The following is a 17,700-nucleotide window of genomic DNA, read 5'->3' on the forward strand; positions in this document are numbered from 1 at the left end:
TTAGGGCTGTTAGAGAAAAAAAGTTATTTTAGAGGAAATCATAAACCATGAAACTACCTTCCTTTTCCGGCATCCAGCGCCTAGGTCGCGCTTTGATGCTACCCATTGCGGTATTACCCGTCGCTGGCTTGATGCTACGTTTAGGTCAACCGGATCTATTGAATATTTCTTGTGTCGCTCAAGCCGGAGATGCGATTTTTTCCAATCTACCATTATTGTTTGCCATTGGCGTAGCGGTTGGATTTGCCAAAGAAAATAATGGTGTGGCTGGCCTTGCCGGTGCTATTGGCTATTTGGTTGAGATCGCAGTGCTCAAGGTGATCGATGATAAGATTAATATGGGCGTATTGGCGGGTATTATTCCAGGCATAGTTGCAGCCGCATTGTATAACCGCTACAAAGATATTCGCTTACCGGAGTATCTGGCGTTTTTTGGTGGTAAACGCTTTGTCCCTATTGTGACGGGGCTAGCAGCGTTATTGATGGGGTTGGTATTTGGTTACATTTGGCCGCCTATTCAGCACATGATTGATAATGTTGGTCAGTGGCTAGTGCATGCAGGTGCCATCGGTGAATTTATTTATGGTTTTTTAAACCGCTTATTGATTGTGACGGGTTTGCATCACATTATAAACAGCTTAGTGTGGTTTGTATTTGGTTCTTTCCAGACTGCAGGTCATGTGGTGACAGGCGATTTGAATCGTTACTTTGCCGGCGACCCAACGGCGGGCATGTTTATGGCAGGTTTTTTTCCGGTGATGATGTTTGGTTTGCCTGCGGCTTGCCTTGCCATGTATCAGGAAGTCCCGCGTGAGCGACGTGCGCTGGTGGGTGGCATGTTGTTTTCTATGGCATTGACTTCTTTTTTAACCGGCGTCACCGAGCCGATTGAATTTGCTTTTATGTTTCTGTCACCATTGTTATATCTGCTGCACGCCGTGTTAACCGGATTATCGCTGGTGGTGATGTATTTGCTCAATGTGAAGCTGGGATTTACTTTTTCGGCCGGAGCGATTGATTATTTATTGGCCTATGGTTTATCGACACATGGCTGGATGTTGCTGCCGGTGGGTGCTGCCTATTTTGTGTTGTATTATGGCTTATTTCGCTTTTTTATTCGCTACTTTAATCTGAAAACTCCTGGGCGTGAAGATAACCCAGAAATCTTGGCTAACGGTGTTGGACAAGATGTAGCTGCGACGGGGGCTGCGGTAGCGCTTAGTCAAAATGCTGTGGCAGAGCAATTTATTACTGCTCTGGGTGGTGTGGTTAATCTTAAATCGGTGGATGCCTGTACGACACGCTTGCGTTTAACAGTGGGTAATAGCGCCTTGGTATCAGAACCAGCGCTTAAAGCCTTGGGTGCGCATGGGGTGTTGCGGCCGGGTGCTGAGAGTGTGCAAGTGGTGTTGGGTCCTAAAGCCGATATCATTGCCGATCAAATCCGTGCCGCTTTAGCTGGAATGCCTAAGACAGCCGTGGCTGAAAAACCTATTTATCCCGCAGTTAACAGCCAAACAGCTGTTGTAGCTGACTCACAGTTCCTGTCTAATGACATGGTTGAAAAGTGGCTTAACGCATTGGGTGGCGCAGGCAATCTTAAGAGTATCGAAGCGGTGGCCACTACCCGCTTGCGTGTAAGAGTAGAAGATGCTTCACAGGTCATCGCTAATAGTATTTCCGCCTTAGGCGCCGAAGGAGTGATGTCGGTGGCGACGGATGTGATTCACGTTGTGATCGGTGCTGATGCGGGGCGTTACGCGGATGTGTTATCGAAAGCGCTGTAACCCTCCCTTTAAAGCGTTGGAATAAATGAGAAGTTTTCATATTCAGTGCCATCCGCCTGAGATCCCGCGACTTGATCGCGGGATCTCAGGCGGATGGCGCTAAGCATAGATGCTCAATTTATTCGATTTACTCAACAACGCCCGCTGAAGAAGGGAAGAGAATCATTAAATTATAAAAAATAACAATAAGAGCTTGAATAACATGCCAAAAAAAGAAAAAAAATCATCAGACAGTAAGTCTATACATAGTCAAAAACTCACGTCTTCACCCCTTCCTAATATCGAAGATGTCAGTGTCAAAAAGCTTCTTATCATTATAATGATTTATTGCATGTTTCAAGCATTAGACCAACTTCCAGTATCTGAAAAAGTTGGCGATGAAGTATTAAATGTGAGCAATAAATTACGACTTTCATTGATGGTGTTAGTTGGACTTAATTTGTTCAATGAATTACTTATACGACCGAATAGGAACGCAAAATTTTCTGTTGTGGATACAGAAGATGCTCATGATGAAAATCCTGCTTTTGAATTTAAAAAGAAGTGATTTATACCCTATGTTTTCTAAAGCTATTTTTGCCAATCCACGGAAGCACAACGGGCAGCTTGTCTGCATTCTCAGGGATACTTTATAAAGTTAAAGGAGTTAATGGTTGTCCAAATATCTACTGTCACTAAGAAATAATCAAAAGGCTATTATTTTAATACATGCCATCATATTAATGATTATTGGCAGCTTTATTTTTTCTTTGCATATCCCATTGCTCATAGATTTCCCCAATCACTTAGCCAGAATGTACCTTAATCACAATCTGGATCAGTTGCCCTATTCTCAAACATTTTATTATAGAAAATTTGCCTTCGTACCTTATTTAGGTATGGATGTGCTTTTTGATTTTTTTCTCAGATTTTTTGACATTTATACTGTGGGAAAAATTCTCATTGTATTAAGCATGGTTGGTATAGTTGCTTCAGTATTATATTTAAGCAAAGTCATACATGGACGCTATGAAACTTCAACTTTTCTAGTATATACGGTTATTTTTAATGCGGTCTTATATTGGGGATTTATTAATTACTATATAACCATTCCTATGACTATTGCGATAGTTGCTGTATGGATTCAATTCGAAAATAAAAAATATAAGCAATTACTGATATTTTTTGTTCTTTCACAGATTTTATACTTTGCGCATTTGTTAGCCTTTTTGATGCTGGTGCTGATTATCGGCACTTATGAAGTGCAGAAAAATAATTTCTCTTTAATTAAAAGCATTAAAAAAATTATTCAGCTGAGTGTTTATTTTTTAGCTTGTTGCATCATTCCTATCGTAAATTTCATACTGGTAGACAAACTATTGGATAGTGGTTACTACGCTCCCTTGAGGCTTGGTAAATTGGTAGACAAGCTGTATGCGCTATTATCACCCTTTTATTTCGGTAGTTTTATCATAGCGGGCCTATTTATATTTCTGTTTGCAATAGCCTATCTGAATAAGACGTTAATATTAAAAAAAAATCATTTTTTAATATTAATGCTTTTTTTATTCTCTTTGCTGATGCCGAGAAACTTTAACGGGGTTTTTGGTCTGCATCTTAGGTTGCCTATTATCACAGCCATATTATTTTTTACTATGTCACGCTTCAATGCGTATTCACAATTAAAAATACGGGTTAGTAAATATGCTCTTTGCGGATTTACAGCGTTTGTGATGATTTTTTATGCTCAAGACTTAAGAAAATCAGATCAGTTTGCTATAGCTTATATAAATAGTTTAAAGCTGATTCCATCTGGGGCGAGAATTCTAGTGATCACACATGAGTATAAGTTGTTAGGTTATCATATATGGAGATTATATCATATTCAATCTTTAGCAGTGATTGAAAGACAGGCCTTTGAACCAACGTTATTCAATAATATGCCACCTATTCAAACTAAACCTCAATATATACCCAGCAGTAATTTAGTAGGAATAGCGCCAAATGATAAATTGTTTGTGCTTTCAGAAATATTCCCACAGCAAATATCGCAGGTTATAGGCAAAAATTTCTATTGGAAAAATTGGCCGCGGGATTATGATTATATTGATTATATTCACGGGAAAACCAAAATCGATCTGGGTTCGCGGGTTGGTAAGCTGAAGATTATTTATCAGGATAGTTTACATACGATATATCAAATAAATCCATTCCTTACTCCCACAAGAAGCGCTGTTGAATAAATCTCACCCCTTTTTCAAAGGGGGTGAGCTTTATTCAACAGCACCTTGCGTTGTTATCGCATTACTAATTCTAACAAACTCCGCCACCGCCAACCGCTCAGGCCGGATGTTAGGATCTATACCCAAAGATTGCAGTTGTTCGCTAGTCACAAAACCACGCAAACAATTATGCAAGGTCTTGCGGCGATGGTTGAAAGCCTCCCTGACAATATCGGCAAATAGCTGATAATTGTTAGCAATCGGTGAGGGTATTTTGGGAATTAGGCGCACGACAGCGGAATTCACCGCTGGGGGTGGATAAAATGCCTGCGGTCCGACATCGAATAAAGCCTCAACTGTAAAATGGTATTGCACCATTACACTCAAACGGCCATAAGCCTTTATGCCCGCGGGTGCAGCCAAACGATTGACCACTTCTTTTTGTAGCATAAAGTGTAGGTCTTTAATAAGAGAGATGTGCTGGATCAAATGAAACAATAAAGGCGTGGAAATTTGATAAGGCAAGTTACCGACAATACGCAAAGAATGCTCTTTTGTAGTCAGCTGGCTAAAATCAAATTTTAAGACATCCATAGGGTGGATAGTCAGCTTACCCAACTGTTTGCAAGCCGCAGTGAGCGGTAAAATTAAATCACGATCGAGTTCTATCGCATCCATGGCCTTGACCACGGGCAGCAGCGCTTCGGTTAAAGCACCTTGGCCGGGTCCAATTTCAATCAGATGCTCATAAGGCTTGGGTGCAATGGCCGCAATCAGCTGCGCGATTACTTCCCTATCATGCAAAAAATGCTGTCCGAGGTGTTTTTTAGGATGGTGAGTCAATGTATTGCCTCATGAAGGTTGATAATCTGAAGACCTTGAGGATGCAGGGGGTGAACTGGAACTGGAAGAAGCACTGGTTGAAGTCTGTGATGAAGAAAACATTTTTAAATGGGTGCTTTTCTTAAATTGACTAACCTTCCCTCTTTGCCAGATTTTGGAATCGTGAGGACCCTTCATGCCATATAATGCAGATACACTCTCAGACAAGGATAGCACTGTCTCAAATCTTATTAATAAATCTTTATTTCGTGGATTAATACTACTTATTGTATACATACCACTAGTTTGAAGAATCGCCAATCTTTCCCGGCATTTCATTAAGTCTTTTCTATTTTCTTTTTTATCTGTATCACCACGAAGTCGCTGTAGTTCATTTTTCAAGAAAGCGATCTCTATAGAAAGGGCTTGAGGTTGTAGATCCTGGTGGTGGATAATTTCATGTCGTCTTTTATTTAAAAAAGGTCCAAACTCGGTATCCCACTGCTTTTTAAAGTCGGCTTCTTTACCTGGAATAATTTCGCCTTCTGAGGTTAAATAGTCATCAAAATATTTAAATTGCTCTTTAAAAGCTTTCGAGTTTGTTTGATTGGTTTTTTCTCGCACATCTTCCATCCAAAGATCAGCCAGTCTATTTACTTCATAATCAGCCGTCACCATAGAAGGTCGCAAACATTTAGGGAGTTTTTTTTCCTCACGTAGTTTGATAGAAAATAATCTACGTATAGGCCGTATGGTCTGTGTATCTAAATTTGCCTTGTGATCAGTCATTTCGCGACTGCGAGGGATCCAGGATTCAAAAGCTGTTGTCAGTCGGTTAAGCGGCATAAAATCAGTCGGGTTGCGTTCAATTACATTAAATTGCTGTTTAAACCATAATAAAGTTAATCTGTCGAATCTATTAGCTATTTCTTCATCAATAGGGTTAGAGTCTTTAACAGTGTCCCAAAATAATCCAAATTTAGGCCATCGCGTTGAAAAGTGACGATAAGCTTGCGCTGATTTGAATTCATCTCGCATATCGAATAATGCTTCAAATTCAGCAAGTTTAGTTTGTAGCTCTTTTATATCAGGAGGGAATGCACTGGATGGGGAACTAGCGGATGAGGTTGGATTTGAGTCTGGGGTATGGGTAGAGGAAATAATTTGACCAAGAGCTATTAGTTTAGATTTGGCGCTGCTATTCGCTATAGCCGCCAATTCATACCATTTGGCCGCTTGCATTAGATCTTGTTCCACTCCCTTGCCATAGCGATAACAGTCTCCCAAGTCTTCTGCGCTGTCATCGTCCAGTGCGGCAGCCAATCCATAGAGTCTGAATGCTTCTTCCAGGTCTTTCTCTACGCCATGGCCTTTTTCATAACAATCAGCAGCCGATCGATAGAGCATACTTGCTTTTTGTGGGTCTTGTTTCACGCCATGGCCTTTTACATAACAAAGCGCAAGATTATATCGGGCTTCGACATAGCCTTTATCAACAGCCAATTGATAGAGCCTGGCTGCTTCTTTTAGGTCTTTTTCCACTCCGTCGCCGTCTTCATAACAAAGACCAAGGTTATATTGGGCTCCAGCATGGCCTTGTTGAGCAGCTAATTGATAAAGTCGGATTGCTTGTTTTTGGTCTTCTTCCACTCCGTCGCCTTTTTCATAACAAGCCCCAAGTTTGCATTGGGCCTCGGCGAGGCCTTTATTAGCAGCCAATCGATAGAGGCTGACCGCTTTTTCTGGGTTTTTGTTCCCTATTCCCAAGCCTTCATTATACCAATCCCCAAGTTTGCATTGGGCCTCGGTATGGTCTTTATCGGCAGCCATTTCATAGAGCATCTTTGCTATAAATAAGTCTTTTCTGACTCCCTTGCTTTGCTCATAACAAACACCAAGGCTATATTCACCTTCGGCATTATTTTGTTGGGCAGCCAATTCATAAAACATAAATGCTTTTTTTAGGTCTTTTTCCACTCCGTCGCCTTTTTCATAACGAACCCCAAGCTCATATTGGGTTTTGGCATCGCTTGGTTCATCAGTTAATGGTGGGGAAGCGTTTTCTGTACGCTGGTAAATTTTAAAGCCAAACAATAGGTTTTCTTTTGCTGTGTAATGCCCTTGTTTTGCAGCCATTCTATAAAACTTGATTGCTTCTTCTTGATTTGGTTCAACTCCCGAACGGCCTTCTTTATAAATAGTTCCAAGCGTATTTTGAGCATCTGCATCTCCTTGCTCAGCAGCCAATTTATAACGCCTGATTTCTTCAAGTTCTTTTGTCTCCTTTATATCGGGAGAGGTTGAGCTTGACAGGGCAGTTGATGAAGGACTAAAACTGGTCGAATTGGTACTAACAATAGTTGAAGGGCTGGAACTAGCGGATGAGGATAGATTTGAGTCTGGTGTAGAAGAAGCAATGGGTGTGGGCAGAGGGGACGGATTGGATTCAATCGTTGTAGTTGGCAGAGTCAGGGTAGAGGAAATATCAGGTGAAGCTTCTAGTTTATCTTTTGCGTCGTTATTACCTTGTTTAACCGTCGCCAATTTTAAATCTATTTCAATATCTGTTTTTATTTGCTGTGGAGTTACTTCACTACTCTCAACCGCTTTCGAAGAATTTATAGTTTTTATTTCTTTATCTTGCATAGACACACTATGTGCCCTCCTCTAAATTTTTAGGGACGACCTTGGAAAAATCTGACCGCTTTGTGTGACTCGACTTCGGATCAAAAACTTGAGCTCTCCCCTTGTGTGCATACCCTAGCCCTCACACACCGGACACTAGTGCGCGTAGGCGGGAATGACAGACTTGAATTTCGCGCCAGCGACTAATTACATAATTTTAATATAAGCCGACTTACGTAATGTATTTAACCAATCATCAATTTGCGTTTTAATTTTTTGTTGGAACACCTGGTTTTTTGCATCGTCTAAAGTTAGCGGTTTAGCTTGTCCTTGCAGCTCCACCAGTTTGATAAGATGAATGCCATTCGGTGCACGGATGGGAGCACTGATGCCGCCGGGTTTCAATGCAGTGACTTGTGGTGCGAAAACATCGGGTAATTCATTGACCCTGCGCCAACCAAGATCGGATTGTTCAAGTCCAGAACTGGTAGCGCTTAGTTGGCCGAAACTGGTTCCTTGGCGCGCTTTAGCGAGTAAATCTTGTGCTTGTTTTTGTGCGGCAGCGACATCTGTGCTAGATGCCGATTCATCCAAAGGTATCAAGAGATCTTCCAGATGGTATTGGGTATTGGCGTCAGCTTGGCGTGGGGCTTTTCTCATATAAGCTTGTGCTTCTGCATCACTGACAGTCACACGGCCGGCAAACAAACCTTGCTGTAATTTATGTACCACCAGTTGATCGTGAATTTGTGAGCGGAATTTGTTGAAACTGACATTTTGTTTGGCGAGTGCGTCTTTTAGTTGGGGTGTCGTTAAATGATTTTGTGCCGCGATCTGCCCAATGACTTTATTGACTTCGGCATCATCCGCCACGATTTTATTGCGAGTGGCAACCTGCATTTGCAATTGCTGGTTAATCAACTGGTCCAAAGCTTTTTTCTTGATGTCGGGTGGAATAGGTGTTCCACTTGTCTGCATCGCGCCTTTCATATCACTCAACATCGCATTTAACTGGCTTTCGGTGATGACTTTGTCGTTGACAACGGCGACTACACGGTCTAATGGTACGGCGCCGCTTGTGGCGGCTAGCGCGTGAATAGCGGCACATAAACCGATTAACCCAAGAAAATAACGGAAAAAACCACGTTGCATCATAATTAGCCTCGAAAATAATCAATGAAACCTGGCAGGGCACTCTTTATTAAATCCCCACCAGCACTATTGCCGACAGATCCCATGCCTTTGAGCATGAATTGTACGTAAATATTGGTACGGTAATCCGTTGAACCGTTAGCATCTTCCTGAACTAGCGCGCGATTAGCCACAACTCTGACTGCCCAACAACAGGTGTCGTATTGTAAGCCATAAAAATATGTTTCAGGGTGTTGATGGCTGATATTGTAATTCCAGTTCCCCACTGCACTCCATTTTTCGGTAATTGGCCAGGCGATACCTAAATTCAGCCGTTGTAAATTATTTTCACTGCTGTCAGGCGGAACCCCATTTAGTCTATCGCCATTTTGTACATAATCATACCCAGCTACCAGAATATGTTGGGGAGCAGGACGATAGTTGACTTGCAAGCCCTCATTCTGCATACCCGAACCCGCTGGATCATAGGCGGCGGAAGCAGTTGCACTGACGTGTGGCGTCAGATTGTAGGTTAAGGTTCCAGCGACAGGTGAGACGTTTTTACCGAATTCAGGATCTTGACTGCAGTCGGGAGTTAAACAAACTTGCGGCTGTTTGAAATAGTAGATTTCACCCAAGGTGGCGTTGGCTTTTTCAACCCCGGTATAGTCATCGAGTATCCGTGTGGTGAGTCCAACAGCGACTTGATTGGCGTCCCCTACTCGATCATAGCCGACGAAACGATTAGTGACAAATAATTGGTCAGTTGTGAAAGTAGGTAGACTGGTATCAAAATCGGGAATGCTATTCTGATTGGTATAAGGCACATACAGATAAAGCACCCTGGGTTCCAGCGTCTGTTGATAAGGGTGTTGAAATAGATGAAAGGAGCGATCAAAGTAAAGGCCACTGTCAATATCAAATATAGGCAAGACGCGTAATTTATTCAGATCCGGCTGTTCATCCTCAGAGATCAGGATGCCACTACTGCTGACCACGCCATTATTGGCTACATCATAACCTGTTGCATCTAAACCTAAAGCCGGCGTGAAAAATCCCCAGCTGCGGGTTATGGGTAATTTAAGTTGGGGATTGACGTGAATACGATTTCCGGTTGGAAAAGGTTTTCCTGAAACAAAATCCACCGCATGATCGAAATAAGTCCATTCACTGTTATACTCAAAATCTAGGTTGTGAGGCAAAAGTGGGTAGCTAGCATTCAGATCGAGTTGTGGCAAACGCTGATATTGATCGGCAACAAAGTTTTGGTCAATCAGATGTAAAGTCTGATACGCCTGCGCCATAGCGCTGAATTGCCAATGCGTATCCTGATAACCGATTTGCGCTTCATTGAGGAGTTGGTCATTGTTAATGGCTTCGGGCGTATTACCTAAATCGCGGAAGTAGTAGTCATCGGTCACATAGTTCAGATCCAGAGAGCCTGACCATTTATCACTAAAAGTAGTTTTATCCGTGAAGCCTAGTGCACCGCGGCTGGTGCTATCATTGGACAGTTCACTGAGATAGCGGGGGAAGGCATGAGGAAACTCATCCTCTGCTCCTGCTTTAAACTGAGCAAATTCACTGTCATAGGGCAAAAAGCTGAGTAACAAGCTGCCTTCACTATTTTGTGTTAGGTAACGGAAGTTGTTAGTGAGCTGCGTACCGCGTAGCGTCATGCCAGTGAGAGTAAAGGTATCATCAAAATTAGGGGCTAAATTGAAATAATAGGGAATATTAACGATAAAACCCGAATCAGAATTATAACCGACACTAGGAAACAAAAAGCCTGAATAACGCCGTCTATCGATAGGAAAACTGGCATAAGGCGTATATAAAAGTCGCTGATTGCCAATATAAAACCAAGCATCACGAGCGACACCGCGTCCGGTGATTTTATTCAGAGTCAAATGCTTGGATTCTATATGCCAGCTAGGGTCAGTGGGTGAACAAGTGGTATAGGTGGCATTCTCCAATTGCATATTGCCGTTGGCTTCACGAAACATCGAGCTGCCCAACCCCCAGGCTTCTGTGGGAACCGTGGGCGAAGGACGTGAAGTATGATATCCACCATTGATTATCGTTAAAGTATTGTTGGTCACATCAATGCGGGAAAAATTACCCACGACTAATTTGCCGGCTTCGCGAAAATGCACATTGCCGATCAAATCAATGATATTGATTTTGCCGGTTTTGGCATCGCGGTACAAAATGGCTTTATCCGCTGTCATTTCACGTCCATGTTGGGTGACGGTGACACCTTCTAGGGTGGAAGGCCCCGTTAAAGAAAAGCTGGTAAGACCCGTGGATTTAATGGTGGTTTCAGCGCTTTTGATGGGAGGCGGTGAAGGAACTGCGGTAATGTAGGCTGGCTCGTAGAAATAGCCACCGCATAGATTAGTACTGAGCGGCACCCAACCTAATAAATTAGCCCAATTTGTATTGAATGCCGTGGTGTCTTTGGGGGTAGGGCTGTTGTTGGGAGGATCTGTGGTTGTTGCAGCGGTAAGACCGGGGGCTGTGCATAGCGCTGGATCATCCGTTGCCTGAGCTATGTTGACCGTCAAGAAACAAAGTAATAATAGGAAGTAGCGTCGCATAAGACTTTATCAATATATGCCAGTTAAGGTTGGCATTTTAGGACTGTTATAGTGGTTCACTGCTTTTTGTTATTAATTTGTTATGGTATAGATTAAAGGAAATCTTACAATTTCGCACTAGACTAGCAGACCAAGCCTCTGTTAGTCTAGTTAAATGACTATGTTAACTATTTTCCCGCCCATTACTCCTTATGCGACCTGGCATCTGCCAGTTACGCCTCCTCACGAACTTTATATTGAAGAATGTGGTAATCCTGTCGGTTTGCCGGTGCTGTTTTTGCATGGTGGCCCGGGTTTAGGCTTTACTGAAGACAGCCGCTCTTGGTTTGATCCAGAGCGTTACCGCATTATTCTTTTCGATCAACGCGGCGTAGGGCGTTCTTCACCGCATGCAGAATTACTTCACAATAACACGCAGGCCTTGGTGGAGGATATAGAGGCCATCCGAAAAAAACTGGGCATAAAGCGCTGGGTGATATTTGGTGCGGATTGGGGCGCCACATTAGGTTTGGTCTATGCACAAACCTGGCCGCAGCATGTCATGGCAATGATTGTGGGTGCGCCGTTATTAGGTGATAAAGAAGATAGAGAATGGTTATATAGCGCAGGCGGTGTAGGGCGGATTTTTCCTGATTATTGGGAAGATTTTATGGCGCCTATTCCTAAAGCACAGCACCATCATGCCATTTATGAATACCACGAGCTATTAACCAGTGAAAACGAAATAGAAGCCACGCGTGCGGCGGAAGCCTGGGCTGAATGGGGTGCGCGCTGTGCAAGACTAGTATTTGATTCTGCCTATGTAGCCAAACAGACTACCCCATACAAGGCGGTGGCTTTGGCGCGTCTTGAATGTCATTATGTAATTAACAATTATTTTTTAGAGCCGGGTCAGATTCTACGCAATATGCTAAAAATCCAGGATATTCCCGCCCTCTTGATCCACGGTCGTTATGATATGATTTCCCCCTTGAAAAATTCTTGGGATTTGCATAAGTCATGGCCGCGTTCTGAGCTGTATATTGTTCCAGAATCAGGACATTCTGCGAGCGAGCCTGGGATGACGCACGCCTATATTTTAGCTACAGAAAAATTAGCGGCGTTGTTGGGGTGATTTTTTTGTGCTAATTCTTCTTTTTTATAAATTTCATATGCAGCCTTAAAGGTAAATTTTATGCGATTTAGCATCCTATCTAAAAATATAATGACTACTCTGGTATTAGCAGCAACTTTATTGACTGCCGGGTGTACTTACAACCGTGCAAACCCACAAGACCCTTATGAATCTTATAACCGTAAAGTATTTAAATTTAACCGTGGCGTCGATAAAGTAATATATCGACCAGTAGCCAAAGTCTATTCCGTAGTACTACCTAAATTTGCCCGCACCGGGGTCAGTAATTTCATGAGCAACGTCGGTGAAGTAGGTCGATTTGGTAATAATATTTTACAGGCTAATTTTCCTTGGGCTTTTACCACTTTGAGTCGTTTTGTGATTAATAGCACCTTGGGATTAGCCGGCTTGATCGATGTGGCAACCAGTATGGGTATTGAAAAACATTCACAGGATTTTGGTCTGACATTGGCAAAATGGGGAGACAGAGATTCTATTTATCTGATGCTACCTTTCCTGCCGCCTAGCACGGTGCGAGATACCATTGGCCTGGGTGGAGATTATGTTATGTCACCCTGGACTTATGTCAGACCCAATTGGATTGGTTGGACGGCTTATGGTGTGATCGTCACGGATAGACGCGCTTCTTACTTGGATACTGATAAGTTGGTGGATGAAGCCTTTGATCCTTATCTTTTTGTGCGTGATGCTTATTTGCAGGGTCGTAAGGCGCAGATTCAGAAAGTGCTGCATCCACATGCGGATCATGCTTCTAGTGGTGAAATTTCTGAAGAACCGCCGCAGGATACTGAAGGCGCTCATGAAACTCAGGGTAAAATTCAGCCAAGGGGTTGATGAGAAGAAACTTCCGCTTATAGCTTTAGCTTTTCCCCATCTCCCGTCTGTGACCGAAGGGAATCCCCTTGTGGGATGGGAGAAGGGAAAAGGTGTTCTTCGCTTGGGTGAAGGATATTATAGGCCTAACAAATTATCCACTAATTGACTGGCGCCAATTCTAAAAGTCTGGGGTGAGATCCATTCAGATCCCATAATCTGGATAGCAGAATCAATATAACTTTGTGCCTGTTCCACAGTGCGTACCCCGCCAGCTGCTTTAAATCCAACTTCATATTCACTGGTGCGGATAGCGCGCAGCATAGCTTCTGCTGCCTCCAAGGTCGCACCAATAGTTGTTTTTCCCGTTGAAGTTTTAATAAAATCAGCGCCTGCGTCTATGGCTAGATGACTGGCTTCCGTGATTAATTCTGGTGTGGCCAGGACGCCAGTTTCCAGAATCACTTTCAGAGTCTTTTGGTCACAATTAGATTTGCAGCTGGCAATAAAGTCACGAACATATTTTTTATTACCTTGCAAAAATGTTTGATAAGGCATCACCACATCAATTTCATCTGCTCCATCGGCAATAGCCGTGTTAATTTCATCTAGTGTGTCGGATAAAGATTGAGTGCCTGCTGGGAAATTGCTGACGGTTGCTATATGGATGCGGGGATCAAGCAGCATTAATTGCTGCTGTGCTAGTTTAACAAATCGAGGATAAACACAAACTGCCGCGACTGACCCTTTGGGGTTAACCGCTTTTTGGCAGAGCTGAATGATGGTGGCTTCTGTATCAGTGCCGTTTAACGAGGTTAAATCGAGCAGAGCCATTATTTTCTCAGGATTAAAGTCGGTCATGGTATTTCCTTTTTCCTTCTTAATTACACAGTGCTATGCTCCGCACTGACAAATGCCAGCAATAACCGCGATAAATCATTTAATGCAAGTGATGCAGTCTCTAAAGTACCTTGATGTTCTACTTTTTCTTCCGACATACCTACAGCCATATTTGTCACGATAGAAATAGCCAATACTTTAAGGCCGCAATGTCTGGCGGTGATGACTTCTGCGACTGTGGACATTCCCACGACATCTGCACCTAATTTTTTAAAAGCACGGATTTCAGCGGGTGTTTCAAAACTGGGACCTAATACAGCCACATAGACCCCTTCGCGAGTTGGAATATTCAATGAGGTAGCGATAGCTTTTATGTTAGCTCTGAGTTCTGGATCATAGGCATCTTCAAGAGAAGGAAAGCGCGGTCCAAAAGTATTATCGTTGGGCCCAACCAGCGGGTTGCTGAATTGAAAGTTTATGTGGTCATTAATGATGACGAGGCTACCAGGTGGCATATCAGGTGACATAGAGCCAACTGCAGCAATTAAAATGACGGTTTCTGCACCAAGTAATTTTAATGTGCGGATAGGTGTTTGAATAATATCGGCACTGTAGCCTTCATAGAGATGATTGCGTCCCTGGAAGCACGCAATTGGCACGCCTTTTAACTGCCCTAAATGTAATAATCCGCGATGACCTTCAACGTTGCAGCCGCGCATGCCGGGCAGTTCTTCGTAATCGATGCTAGTGACGTCTGCTATTTCTTTGGCAAATTTACCCACGCCTGAACCAAGAATCAGGCCAATTTTGGGGGTGAATCCAGGTACACGCTGCTTTATGAATGCTGCCGTTTGGTGGGGGTTTGATAGTTGATTTTGCATGAGGCACTCCGAACGTATTCCCTCTTACAGTCATGGCTTTTTCCCTTCGGTCACAGACGGGAGAAGGGAAAAAGCCATGGCTGTAAGAGGAGAGTAATGAAAAATTTATTTATTCAACAACGCCTCAAAAGAGGAGAGGGTGTTACATGTTGAAGCTGGAGTATCTAATCAGGCATGCCAGACGCTTCTTGTATACTTTGCCGCACAGCCGATATTAATTCATTGCGTGTCGTTATGCTGTAATTAGTCGTATCAATAGGCGGGTTGATGTGAATCTCCACATCCTGGCCTATATTAAAGTCCCAGGTATCAGGTGGCAAGATGTTGCCGCTGCCGCGGATACCAATGGGGATGATTAAAGCCTGTGTTTGCAAGGCCAACATGAAAGCGCCTTTTTTAAAAGGGTTTAATTTACCATGTCGAGACCGTGTCCCCTCGGGCGCGATCCAGGGAATAATGCCACTTTGCATTTTTTCTTTCACCAATTCCAAATCTTTTATGGCTTGTTGAGGATTGTTGCGCTCTATGGTCAGGAACTCAGCACGTCGCAATATGTATCCCCAAATAGGGATACGAAATATTTCTTTCTTGCTAATCATGCGTATACTGCCGGGTACAGATAGGAGTATTAACGGGATATCATAATGGCTAGCATGATTGCTCATTAGGATATAAGGACGGTTGGGCTGTAATTGAACCTGATGGGGATTGTGAATTGTATAATGCACATCGACACAGGCCAGCAAATCTTTGGACCATTGGCGCGCAATGCGATCAATATCGGGACGCGCAGTCACTCGCATACTGGCAACTGAGTATTTCAGAGAGATGTAGATGGTTTTTAGCATGATCCATAAAACATGAATTTTACTGACTTTTGCCATTACTTTAGCCTTACTGTGATGGAGGTATTAACCATGAAGCTGAATTTTAGATTATACTATGATGATAGATTCTTAACCTGTTTCATTGTCTAAAAATAAATGGTTTTTGAAAAGGAGATTTTATGAAAATCAATAAAAAATGGGTAGCTACTACGATTGCTGCTATGATGAGCGCCGGTATCAATGCCAATGCCATAGCCAAACCCCCACCAATGGAGAAATGCGCAGGGATAGTCAAGGCCGGAAAAAATGACTGCGGATCAGGTGGTAATGCCTGTGCTGGGCAGGATAAAGTCGATAAGAGTCCCTCGGCTTGGATTTATGTTCCCAAGGGTACCTGCGATAAAATCGTTGGAGGGATAGTGTTATCAGATGAAAAGAAGACCTCTTAAAGATATTACCTAAACCCCTCCCTAGCCCTCTCCCATCAAAGGAGGGGAGATATAGTGCTTTTCTGATGCCTTAGCAAATAATCTATTTGCCGTAGCGACGGGAGGGGCGCTAAACAGACTAACCGCAATAATGCTGCCAGTAGCCAAAATGAACCCAGGTATGATTTCATACACTTGTAGCCATTGGTAATGCTTCCATATCAAAACGCTAGCAGTACCTATAACGATACCGGCTAATGCCCCAGCTTTGGTCATGCGTGGCCAGATTAATGACAGCAGAATGACGGGGCCAAAGGCTGCTCCGAATCCAGCCCAAGCATAACTCACCATTTTTAGCACCTGATTATTCGGATTGCTTGCCAGCCAAATGGCCAATAAAGCAATCAACAACACCATTGCACGTCCGCACCAGATCAATTCTCGCTGGGAAGCGCTTTTACGCAGGAAAGTCTTATAAATATCTTTAGTCAGGGCACTGGAACACACCAAAAGTTGGCAGGACAAGGTGCTCATGATGGCTGCGAGAATGGCGGCTAGCAGAAAACCAGTGACCCAAGGATTAAAGAGTTGTTTTGCCGCTTCGATGAAAACCGTTTCAGGATTAGCTACCACGTTGGCTGCCACATTAGGATGACTGGAAAAAAACACATGACCAAATAAACCGACGCTGATGGCTCCAACCAGGCATAATATCATCCAAGTCATGCTGATACGGCGTGCGCCAGGAATGGTTTCAGGTGATTGCGCTGCCATAAAACGCACTAAAATATGCGGTTGGCCGAAATAGCCTAAGCCCCAAGCCAGCAAAGACATAATGCCAATGGTATCGAGATTGCTGAATAAATCTAGGTGTTCAGGGTGGGTGGTTTTAATTTGGATGAAGGTAGGATGAAGGCCGCCGTTGGCAAAAATCAGCATCAATGGCGCCATAATTAACGCAGTAATCATCAGAGAGGCTTGAATGGTATCTGTCCAACTGACGGCTAAAAAACCTCCAATAAACACATACAAAATGGTGGCGCCGGCGCCCAGCCACATAGCGGTCATATGCGGCATATGGAACATATTCACGAATAATTTGGTGCTGGCGACTATGCCTGAGGCACAGTACAGGGTAAAGAAAATTAAGATGGAAAGTGCAGAGATAATACGCAGGATATTGGTGTTGTCTTCAAAGCGGCTAGTGAAATAATCGGGCAGGGTTAAGGAATTTCCACATTTTTCTGTGAATAACCGCAGTCTGCCTGCGACAAAACGCCAGTTCAACCAAGCGCCGATAATCAGGCCGATCGCGATCCAGGCTCCAGAAATACCCGTGAGATAAATCAGCCCAGGCAACCCCATCAACAACCAACCGCTCATGTCGGATGCACCTGCCGAAAGTGCGGTAACAAACTTCCCCAAACGCCGCCCACCTAGAATGTAATCTGAAAGATTACTGGTGGCTTTGTAACCCAACCAACCTAATAACAGCATCCCAAAAATATAAATGGCAAAAGTAATGAGCGTTTGAGGAGTGGTATACATTCAGGTTCTCCGAAGCTGGGTAATGAAACATTCAAGGCATTTAAAATTTTTGCATTGAAAGC

At 43.3% G+C, this 17,700-nt stretch carries 14 protein-coding genes; 6 read left to right on the forward strand and 8 right to left on the reverse strand.

Annotation, left to right across the window (positions count from 1 at the left end):
* Positions 1-47: 47 nt before the first annotated feature.
* From nagE to VHE99_11905, 3 genes are all read left to right on the forward strand, one after another.
* Positions 48-1,787 (forward strand): N-acetylglucosamine-specific PTS transporter subunit IIBC, encoded by a 1,740-nt coding sequence (nagE, locus tag VHE99_11895; protein ID HVV69711.1) that lies wholly within the window; start codon positions 48-50, stop codon positions 1,785-1,787.
* A 202-nt stretch (positions 1,788-1,989) separates the two neighbouring features.
* On the forward strand, positions 1,990-2,334 hold the full coding sequence (locus tag VHE99_11900; protein ID HVV69712.1) for a hypothetical protein: 345 nt from the start codon (positions 1,990-1,992) through the stop codon (positions 2,332-2,334).
* Positions 2,335-2,509: 175 nt separating this feature from the next.
* Entirely contained in the window at positions 2,510-4,009 is a 1,500-nt protein-coding gene (locus tag VHE99_11905; protein ID HVV69713.1) for a hypothetical protein, read from the forward strand.
* Between the two features lie 30 nt (positions 4,010-4,039).
* On the opposite strand, the gene rsmA is transcribed toward VHE99_11905, so the two are convergent.
* The 4 genes from rsmA to VHE99_11925 form a co-directional block, all read right to left on the reverse strand.
* Positions 4,040-4,831: a 16S rRNA (adenine(1518)-N(6)/adenine(1519)-N(6))-dimethyltransferase RsmA gene (gene rsmA / locus VHE99_11910; GenBank protein HVV69714.1), complete on the reverse strand. Its 792-nt coding sequence runs from the start codon at positions 4,829-4,831 to the stop codon at positions 4,040-4,042.
* Positions 4,832-4,840: 9 nt separating this feature from the next.
* Positions 4,841-7,456 carry a tetratricopeptide repeat protein gene (locus VHE99_11915; GenBank protein ID HVV69715.1) on the reverse strand — a complete coding sequence of 872 codons (2,616 nt, stop codon included), beginning with the start codon at positions 7,454-7,456 and terminating at the stop codon, positions 4,841-4,843.
* A 186-nt stretch (positions 7,457-7,642) separates the two neighbouring features.
* Positions 7,643-8,590 (reverse strand): SurA N-terminal domain-containing protein, encoded by a 948-nt coding sequence (locus tag VHE99_11920; GenBank protein ID HVV69716.1) that lies wholly within the window; start codon positions 8,588-8,590, stop codon positions 7,643-7,645.
* 2 nt (positions 8,591-8,592) lie between these two features.
* Positions 8,593-11,166, reverse strand: coding sequence for an LPS-assembly protein LptD (locus VHE99_11925; GenBank protein HVV69717.1), 2,574 nt, complete (start codon positions 11,164-11,166; stop codon positions 8,593-8,595).
* A 160-nt stretch (positions 11,167-11,326) separates the two neighbouring features.
* Between VHE99_11925 and pip the strand changes: the two genes are divergently transcribed.
* Both pip and VHE99_11935 read left to right on the forward strand, forming a co-directional pair.
* Positions 11,327-12,280 carry a prolyl aminopeptidase gene (pip, locus tag VHE99_11930; protein HVV69718.1) on the forward strand — a complete coding sequence of 318 codons (954 nt, stop codon included), beginning with the start codon at positions 11,327-11,329 and terminating at the stop codon, positions 12,278-12,280.
* Positions 12,281-12,340: 60 nt separating this feature from the next.
* Positions 12,341-13,135 carry a VacJ family lipoprotein gene (locus VHE99_11935; GenBank protein ID HVV69719.1) on the forward strand — a complete coding sequence of 265 codons (795 nt, stop codon included), beginning with the start codon at positions 12,341-12,343 and terminating at the stop codon, positions 13,133-13,135.
* A 117-nt stretch (positions 13,136-13,252) separates the two neighbouring features.
* Here the strand turns inward: VHE99_11935 and deoC are convergent, their stop codons facing one another.
* The 3 genes from deoC to VHE99_11950 all read right to left on the reverse strand — a co-directional run bounded on the left by deoC (position 13,253) and on the right by VHE99_11950 (position 15,719).
* Positions 13,253-13,975, reverse strand: coding sequence for a deoxyribose-phosphate aldolase (gene deoC, locus VHE99_11940; protein HVV69720.1), 723 nt, complete (start codon positions 13,973-13,975; stop codon positions 13,253-13,255).
* Between the two features lie 23 nt (positions 13,976-13,998).
* Positions 13,999-14,835 (reverse strand): purine-nucleoside phosphorylase, encoded by an 837-nt coding sequence (locus tag VHE99_11945; protein HVV69721.1) that lies wholly within the window; start codon positions 14,833-14,835, stop codon positions 13,999-14,001.
* Positions 14,836-14,999: 164 nt separating this feature from the next.
* Complete coding sequence (locus tag VHE99_11950; protein HVV69722.1) at positions 15,000-15,719, reverse strand: lysophospholipid acyltransferase family protein; 720 nt, start codon at positions 15,717-15,719, stop codon at positions 15,000-15,002.
* Between the two features lie 122 nt (positions 15,720-15,841).
* Between VHE99_11950 and VHE99_11955 the strand changes: the two genes are divergently transcribed.
* Entirely contained in the window at positions 15,842-16,111 is a 270-nt protein-coding gene (locus VHE99_11955; GenBank protein ID HVV69723.1) for a DUF2282 domain-containing protein, read from the forward strand.
* Between the two features lie 21 nt (positions 16,112-16,132).
* Here the strand turns inward: VHE99_11955 and putP are convergent, their stop codons facing one another.
* Positions 16,133-17,638 carry a sodium/proline symporter PutP gene (gene putP / locus VHE99_11960; GenBank protein HVV69724.1) on the reverse strand — a complete coding sequence of 502 codons (1,506 nt, stop codon included), beginning with the start codon at positions 17,636-17,638 and terminating at the stop codon, positions 16,133-16,135.
* Positions 17,639-17,700: the final 62 nt, after the last annotated feature.

It is taken from the genome of Gammaproteobacteria bacterium (genome assembly GCA_035546635.1).
Taxonomy (GTDB): domain Bacteria; phylum Pseudomonadota; class Gammaproteobacteria; order JAURND01; family JAURND01; genus DASZWJ01.

Bases quoted from the DNA above. Each gene is read 5' to 3' on its own strand.
- nagE (HVV69711.1), top strand. From the start codon at position 48: ATGAAACTACCTTCCTTTTCCGGCATCCAGCGCCTAGGTCGCGCTTTG.
- VHE99_11900 (HVV69712.1), top strand. From the start codon at position 1,990: ATGCCAAAAAAAGAAAAAAAATCATCAGACAGTAAGTCTATACATAGT.
- VHE99_11905 (HVV69713.1), top strand. From the start codon at position 2,510: ATGATTATTGGCAGCTTTATTTTTTCTTTGCATATCCCATTGCTCATA.
- VHE99_11915 (HVV69715.1), bottom strand. From the start codon at position 7,456: ATGCAAGATAAAGAAATAAAAACTATAAATTCTTCGAAAGCGGTTGAG.
- VHE99_11920 (HVV69716.1), bottom strand. From the start codon at position 8,590: ATGATGCAACGTGGTTTTTTCCGTTATTTTCTTGGGTTAATCGGTTTA.
- VHE99_11925 (HVV69717.1), bottom strand. From the start codon at position 11,166: ATGCGACGCTACTTCCTATTATTACTTTGTTTCTTGACGGTCAACATA.
- pip (HVV69718.1), top strand. From the start codon at position 11,327: ATGTTAACTATTTTCCCGCCCATTACTCCTTATGCGACCTGGCATCTG.
- VHE99_11935 (HVV69719.1), top strand. From the start codon at position 12,341: ATGCGATTTAGCATCCTATCTAAAAATATAATGACTACTCTGGTATTA.
- deoC (HVV69720.1), bottom strand. From the start codon at position 13,975: ATGACCGACTTTAATCCTGAGAAAATAATGGCTCTGCTCGATTTAACC.
- VHE99_11945 (HVV69721.1), bottom strand. From the start codon at position 14,835: ATGCAAAATCAACTATCAAACCCCCACCAAACGGCAGCATTCATAAAG.
- VHE99_11950 (HVV69722.1), bottom strand. From the start codon at position 15,719: ATGGCAAAAGTCAGTAAAATTCATGTTTTATGGATCATGCTAAAAACC.
- VHE99_11955 (HVV69723.1), top strand. From the start codon at position 15,842: ATGAAAATCAATAAAAAATGGGTAGCTACTACGATTGCTGCTATGATG.
- putP (HVV69724.1), bottom strand. From the start codon at position 17,638: ATGTATACCACTCCTCAAACGCTCATTACTTTTGCCATTTATATTTTT.